At 69.8% G+C, this 927-nt stretch carries 1 pseudogene; it reads right to left on the minus strand.

Annotation, left to right across the window (positions count from 1 at the left end):
- Positions 1 to 127: 127 nt before the first annotated feature.
- A pseudogene (locus G5C65_RS40900) lies at positions 128 to 697 on the minus strand (hypothetical protein); the annotation flags it as partial.
- Between the last annotated feature and the right edge of the window lie 230 nt (positions 698 to 927).

Below are 927 nucleotides of genomic sequence, written 5' to 3' on the forward strand. Positions count from 1 at the left end.
ATCTCCTCGGCGATCGCGAGGAAGCGGCGGTTGTGATAGCGGCCGGCGCGCGAGGTGTCCCGGACACCGCGGGCAGCGGCGATCCCGTGGACCGCCTCGTGCAGCAGCCGTTCGAAGGAGAGACCAGGGGAATACGGAACTGCTTGCCGCAGGCGCCGCACATGATCGGCGCCTGCGCCAGGACGGACGGGACGACACGGACGTTGCGCCCGCAGTCGCAGACCGCCTTCACGCGCACACCGCCCCCGGAGGAGCCGTGCCGCGCGGCGGGCCCGCGGAAGCTCCTGCCGGTGTCGGTCCCGGTGGCGGCGGCGTACGCCTTCAGGGCGCGCTGGAGGCGTTCGATCGTCGGACGGTAGCGCCGTCTGGTCTCGGGGGTCAGCACCACCAGGGAGAAGCCGCTGCTGGGATGCGGCTCCTCAGGGTGGTCCAACCCCATCTCCTCGGCGATCGCGAGGAAGCGGCGGTTGTGATAGCGGCCGGCGCGCGAGGTGTCCCGGACACCGCGGGCAGCGGCGATCCCGTGGACCGCCTCGTGCAGCAGCCGTTCGAAGGAGAGACCGGCGCCGCAGGCGGACGACGACTCCCCGATCAGCGATTCGGGCGCGGCCAGGTCTGGCAGCTCGGAATGGTGCCGTTGAATGTCGGCCCAGGCGGCTGCCAGCTCGGCGGCGAGAACTGGTGGTGTCGTGCTCACGTCGTTCCCAACGAGCAGGAGCGCCCCAGTGTTCCGATTCCAGGGCATCCCAAATAATTTGCACGTACCAGTCAGTTCACACTGATGGGTCTGGACGAGGGCGGGTGCGCAGATCTGAGGAGAACCCGCACACCCGGCTCATGCCGGGACGTATCACGAAATAGGACCGCTGACGTAATCCGTCCACCGGTATCCGAGGGGCGCCGGCCGTCCGGCGCCCTCCCCTCCCG

Source organism: Streptomyces boncukensis, assembly GCF_011045075.1.
GTDB classification, from domain to species: Bacteria; Actinomycetota; Actinomycetes; order Streptomycetales; family Streptomycetaceae; genus Streptomyces; species Streptomyces boncukensis.